Origin of the sequence: uncultured Gimesia sp. (genome assembly GCF_937910335.1) — a bacterium.
In the GTDB taxonomy this organism is placed as follows: Bacteria; Planctomycetota; Planctomycetia; order Planctomycetales; family Planctomycetaceae; genus Gimesia.
In genome coordinates, this window is record NZ_CALEMX010000118.1 from 1 (window position 1) to 5096 (window position 5096).

Here is a 5096-nt window from a genome sequence, read left to right on the forward strand (position 1 = left end):
CTTATTTGCAGTTTTGTTGGAGATTCGATTCAAAACTTGAATCAAAAGAGCTGAACAGTTGCATTTGTGAGTAAATAAACTGGAATTATGATACAGCCTAAAACCTTGAAATGCCGATTCTTAAGTAAGTATAGCTAATTGAAAATGATCGGTTCGGAACATATTAGCTTCATCGCTATCTCCCTCAGAATGAACAGCAGTCGAGCCAATATACCTCAAATTTCCAGGCTGATCCATGAAAGTTCTTGTCGTCGATGATATAGGGTATTCGTGTCACTATTATGCACGATTAGTGGAGAAAATCGGCTTTCCTGTAGTTACAGCATCTTCTGGTTTTGAAGCTCTGAACTATCTTCAAACAGATAACGAAATCCACGTCGTACTGACCGATCTGGTGATGAGTGGTATGGATGGAGTCGACTTATTCCAGAAGGCACAATTGGTAGAACGCTATTCTGATAGTGGAGCTGTTCCCGCTCCCCAGTTTATTTTGATGACTGCGTTCAGACCCGAAAAAAATTCTCCAGATCGAAATCTTCAGAGGATTCAACTCGCGAATGAACTGGGTTTTTCCAAAATTATGTTTAAACCCCTGGATCAAGAGGAGTTGAAACAGGAATTGAATGATATGTCGCTAAATGTCATTCACTCCTCGGCAGATGAATCACCCCTTGATTTATATTCTTCGACACAAAAGATTCGAGAATCGGTAAAAGAAATCATCGAAGCTGACAATAAAGAGGCTGCATCAGAATTTCTTCAAATTCTCATGGAACAAATTGAGAACTTGAAGAAATACCTGAAAATAGCTTGATGATTGTTCGCTTGTTGAGAGATCCAGGGTAATATTTCACTTTCGTCATCAATGTCTCTTTCATGGCCCGATTTGTCCGCCGTGGATTATTTCCGGTGGTTTTGAATTTGTAAGTGTGCGCTATGGCAAAATGTGATCAGGGTTATCTGTGTGTCGTCTGTGGTCAGGAAGTAGAAGAAATCGAAGACAGCGGCCTCTACCTGCGCTATATCATTGGCGAAGTGAATGAGAACGAATTACAGGCGCAGCCCGAACATCACATTCGATGTAATCCTGCAATGGCGCAATTCATTATTGATAACGATTTTGAGCCTGTTTTAGCAGAGGGGCCATTTGATAAACGTGAGCTTGATTCATCTGAGGTCAGTCTCAGAGAGAAGTTAGTAACCGATGGCTGGAAAAGGTTGTGCGAAGTAAAAAGTAAGCAGCTTGCGATCAGTGAATTTCCATTAAAAATTCAATGAACTATTCAGAGACAACACCAGCATTTTTTTGATGCTCCTTAATCAATTTATTTGATCAAGTGATTTTTTAACACCTGTCGTTCTGAGCAACGACAGGTGTTTTTTTTATGCAACTCACCTTGTATCACGCACGCCGATCGCGAACATAAGCAACCTCAGACTTCAAACCTTTCTGCTGTTTTTACTGAGGCCAATATGCCAGAAACCGTTCGTAAGGGAATATTCATTCCAGCTTGGGTCATTGCTTGTGTTTTCTCTCCCATTATTGCGGGAGGAGTGGGGGCCATCACATGGACAGCGAAGACGTTGCTTGAGCACAGCCATCAACTCATTGAAATCGATGAAAAACTCGATTCCAACAAGGAGTTACTAATTGAAATGGTCAACTCACATGAAAGACGCATCAGTCGCATAGAAGACAGAGTCTTCGGGGAAAATTGATGAAAGAAATTACCAACGCCGATCTACCCGAATCACTGCTAAATAAGATGGAAGGCTTCAAGCCCATGGATACCTTCAAATCGAATGGATGCAGTTACTCTCCAGATGAATTCGGCGGCGTAGATATTCGTCCTGCGTGCCACTTTCATGACTGGGCTTATCAACTGGGTGGCTGCAAAAAAGACCGCAAACGAGCAGATCAAGCCCTTTATCGGAACCTGAGAGCGTGTGATCTACCCAGGTTATGGGCGGGAATTTATTACCGGCGTGTGAGATTGTTTGGAGTGGGTGCCTTCAGTTGGCACAAAGGGAAAGTTCCGAAAAATCCGTGGCATTATTTCTGGTTGTTTTGGGAAAGGTACATTCAATTATGAGAGCAATCACAATTCTATTTGTGCTGTTGATGGCTTCAGTTGTGCAAGCGCAGGCGTTGGCAGTTCGAACCATTGAACGACAATGCACGGCGAATGGATGTCAAGAAATCACAGGTACAGGCGCGTGTTCTTATATCGGGAACATCGATAACCGATCTGTTTATTTGACTGCAGCACACGTCATCAACAACGTAACGTCATTTCATATTGGCTATGGCGGGCAGTGGTTACCAGGTAAGGTCGTATACAAGCAATACACTGACAAGCTGGATTATGCCATCGTAGAGACGCAAGCGATTACAGCTACCAAATGTTTCCCTGTAGCCAGCTACCAGCCGACTGACGGAGTCGTTGCAACTGCATACGGATATTCTCAAGGCATCTACAATTTACGGTCTCTGAAAGCAAAAATCAGAGTGAATCGAAATGGTCGCTACTTCTCAAAGATGGTAGCGAAAGGCGATTCTGGCGGGCCGATTTTGGCCAATGGTCAGGTAGTGGGAGTCATTAGTGCGATCGTTCCTACACGAGGCACAACTATTTTCACCAACTCTGTTTTGATTCGATCACAGATAATCAGGATTTACGGAAGGATGCCTGCTTGTGGGGGATCGGTGATTGTGGCTTCTCCACCGCAAAAGCCTGATCCCCCCGTTCCTAAGCCCGACCTGACAGAGATCAATACCAAGATTGCATTATTGCAGGAAAAGCTGGACCGGCTGACCAAAACTCAAATTCCGGTTCAGATCATTGGTTCTAACGATCAGGTTTTAAGCGAGCAGACATACCCGCTCGGATCACCGATCAAACTCAGGTTTAAAGCCGTTAAACAAAGTGAGGCTAAGTAATGCCAGACGGCGATATTTTAGATGTCGAAATCCCGATAGAGGGTGAAGGAGAAAAGGAGATGGCTGTGGACTTATCTGATAATGTTGCCAACCACATGTTGACGCAACTCATGCAGACGGGAACTGTCGCACAGAATAACTTTGTGACGGTTCAGAAAGTAGTCGATTACGATTACCTGGAAAACAAACGAATGGTGACCCTGGATGAGGCAGTCGGTATTCGTGAAGTTCAATCCAAGGTGAATCCCGGCGGACCGGCTGCAGCGTAATGGTCGACCCTCTGGAAGAACTGATCAGGCAGAACAATGAATTTCATAACAGCCTGATCGAACAAAACAACGAGTTAGATCGTGCGTTCCAAAGCGGAACGTTCGGTCAACTTGTGCATTCATGGAGAACAGACGATGACGGAGGAAACGAAACCACTAACGTGGCAGGAGCGAATAGCGAAACACTTCTGGTCAATCAAAGTAGGGGAACGAGCGGAAGGCCTGAGGCAAGCCAGCCACCGATTTAACAACGTGGAATCTCTGGTGATGTCCACACGCGAAAAGCTGTTGGGTAAAGAAATCGTAGACAACAATCGTCCCGAGGGCGAAGAAATGCACATAGGTGATGATAACCGGGTAACGCATCAATACATGCCCTCACAAGGCAACACGGCGGGAACTCTTGCAAAGCTGGCACTGGGCGCGGGATTGATTGCAACTGGTGTGGGCGTGCCAGTTGGCGGCTGGGTAATTGCCGACGCATTGAAAGCAAAGCCAGTGGCCACACAGTCGAGTACTGACTCTGACACGTTGTTTGATTTGGAACTGGTTGAATGACTGACGTCGAATAATACAAGTGAATGGTGGTTATTATCTGATAACCAGAAGACAGACGTTATTTGATCATGGGAAGACACGATTTTTGAAAAAAGTGGAGCATAAGGTCAGGCTATGAAGATTAGAGACCGTATTAAGTCGCTCAAGCGAATCCCTGCTTCATCACTGGTTGTTAATGAAAAGAACTGGCGACGTCATACAGACGAGCAACGTTCTGCAATACGTACAGTTATGAACGAAATTGGTTTTGCTTCTGCCTGTTTAATGCGTGAAATGAGGAACGGTAAGTTTGAATTGATCGACGGTCATCTTCGAGTTGATATTGCTGATGACGAAAAAGTACCCTGTTTGATTCTTGACGTAACTGCGAAAGAAGCAGACAAAATATTAGCAACATTCGATTCGCTAGCATTGATGGCTGAAACAGAACAGCATGCTCTGGATAGTCTCTTGAATTCAATCAGCACAGAATCAGATGAGTTTCGGAATTTGATAGATTCCATGTCAATTGGAATCACTGAGGATGTTTTAGAGAAAACGGTTCTCAAAGAAATTGAGGTAAAACCACCACCTAAAATGTCATGGGTGTTGGTTGGAATCCCCACGGTTCACTTTGCATTGATCTCTGAAATGATAGAGCAGATGGCTGATATGGACTCAACAATCGTGGAGACATCAGTAAGTGACTAAAACTGATAACTACAATCTGAAAGCAAAATTAGATCTGCGAAGACATTTTCTCAACAAGTACCATCCCGATCCACCTGATGTAATAGATTGCTGTCAGGGAAGTGCTGCAATTTGGAACGTTTTGAAAAAAGAGCATCCTTTAAACAGCTATTGGGGAATGGATTTAAAACCAAAAAAGGGCAGACTCAAACTCAATAGTGTCCGAGTTCTGGCGCAACGCAGCTGGCCTCAAAATGTAGTTGACGTCGATACTTATGGGTCACCCTGGAAACACTGGATGTCTATGTTGCCAAATATTTCCAAGCCAACCACAGTCTTTATGACTATCGGTCAAGTCAGTATGGGCACGGACAAAGAGATTTTAAAAATTTTAGGAACAGGGAATCTTAAAATACCTTCCGGAATCGCATTACAATTGCATGGAATTGTGTTAAGCTACTTTTTGAACAGGTGCTGTGAGTATGATATTTTGGCAGTAGAGGCTGTTGAAGCAGTCTCGTCAGGTAATGCCCGATATATAGGTGTGCGGTTAGAACCAAAAAACGACTTTGTTCGTGAGGGAACAGGGCTCCAATCCGACGCACTCTAGCAGGGTGTCCGGAAATGAAATCTAGCGGTATCGCCATTAAGCCCGGAAA

The 5096-nt window shown here is 44.1% G+C and carries 9 protein-coding genes; all 9 read left to right on the top strand.

Annotation, left to right across the window (positions count from 1 at the left end):
* The first annotated feature begins 235 nt into the window (after positions 1-235).
* On the top strand, positions 236-814 hold the full coding sequence (locus tag Q0668_RS04660) for a response regulator (protein WP_298860520.1): 579 nt from the start codon (positions 236-238) through the stop codon (positions 812-814).
* Positions 815-936: 122 nt separating this feature from the next.
* Entirely contained in the window at positions 937-1278 is a 342-nt protein-coding gene (locus Q0668_RS04665) for a hypothetical protein (RefSeq protein ID WP_298860523.1), read from the top strand.
* Positions 1279-1473: 195 nt separating this feature from the next.
* Entirely contained in the window at positions 1474-1719 is a 246-nt protein-coding gene (locus tag Q0668_RS04670) for a hypothetical protein (protein WP_298860527.1), read from the top strand.
* Positions 1719-2093, top strand: a complete 375-nt coding sequence (locus Q0668_RS04675) for a hypothetical protein (RefSeq protein ID WP_298860530.1) — start codon at positions 1719-1721, stop codon at positions 2091-2093. Before Q0668_RS04670 ends, Q0668_RS04675 begins: the two co-directional genes overlap by 1 nt.
* Positions 2090-2941, top strand: coding sequence for a serine protease (locus tag Q0668_RS04680; RefSeq protein ID WP_298860533.1), 852 nt, complete (start codon positions 2090-2092; stop codon positions 2939-2941). Before Q0668_RS04675 ends, Q0668_RS04680 begins: the two co-directional genes overlap by 4 nt.
* Before the next feature lie 59 nt (positions 2942-3000).
* The gene (locus tag Q0668_RS04685) at positions 3001-3210 is read left to right on the top strand and encodes a hypothetical protein (protein ID WP_145222801.1); all 210 of its coding nucleotides are present in this window, start codon (positions 3001-3003) and stop codon (positions 3208-3210) included.
* Positions 3211-3291: 81 nt separating this feature from the next.
* A complete protein-coding gene (locus Q0668_RS04690; protein WP_298860550.1) occupies positions 3292-3768 on the top strand; it encodes a hypothetical protein in 477 nt (158 codons plus the stop codon).
* A gap of 114 nt (positions 3769-3882) precedes the next feature.
* On the top strand, positions 3883-4458 hold the full coding sequence (locus Q0668_RS04695) for a ParB N-terminal domain-containing protein (protein ID WP_298860553.1): 576 nt from the start codon (positions 3883-3885) through the stop codon (positions 4456-4458).
* Entirely contained in the window at positions 4451-5047 is a 597-nt protein-coding gene (locus Q0668_RS04700) for a hypothetical protein (RefSeq protein WP_298860556.1), read from the top strand. Before Q0668_RS04695 ends, Q0668_RS04700 begins: the two co-directional genes overlap by 8 nt.
* Positions 5048-5096 lie beyond the last annotated feature (49 nt).

What these genes read in the sequence shown, in the direction of transcription:
- Q0668_RS04670 (WP_298860527.1), top strand. Translation starts at nt 1,474, where the DNA reads ATGCCAGAAACCGTTCGTAAGGGAATATTCATTCCAGCTTGGGTCATT.
- Q0668_RS04660 (WP_298860520.1), top strand. Translation starts at nt 236, where the DNA reads ATGAAAGTTCTTGTCGTCGATGATATAGGGTATTCGTGTCACTATTAT.
- Q0668_RS04680 (WP_298860533.1), top strand. Translation starts at nt 2,090, where the DNA reads ATGAGAGCAATCACAATTCTATTTGTGCTGTTGATGGCTTCAGTTGTG.
- Q0668_RS04675 (WP_298860530.1), top strand. Translation starts at nt 1,719, where the DNA reads ATGAAAGAAATTACCAACGCCGATCTACCCGAATCACTGCTAAATAAG.
- Q0668_RS04665 (WP_298860523.1), top strand. Translation starts at nt 937, where the DNA reads ATGGCAAAATGTGATCAGGGTTATCTGTGTGTCGTCTGTGGTCAGGAA.
- Q0668_RS04695 (WP_298860553.1), top strand. Translation starts at nt 3,883, where the DNA reads ATGAAGATTAGAGACCGTATTAAGTCGCTCAAGCGAATCCCTGCTTCA.
- Q0668_RS04685 (WP_145222801.1), top strand. Translation starts at nt 3,001, where the DNA reads ATGGCTGTGGACTTATCTGATAATGTTGCCAACCACATGTTGACGCAA.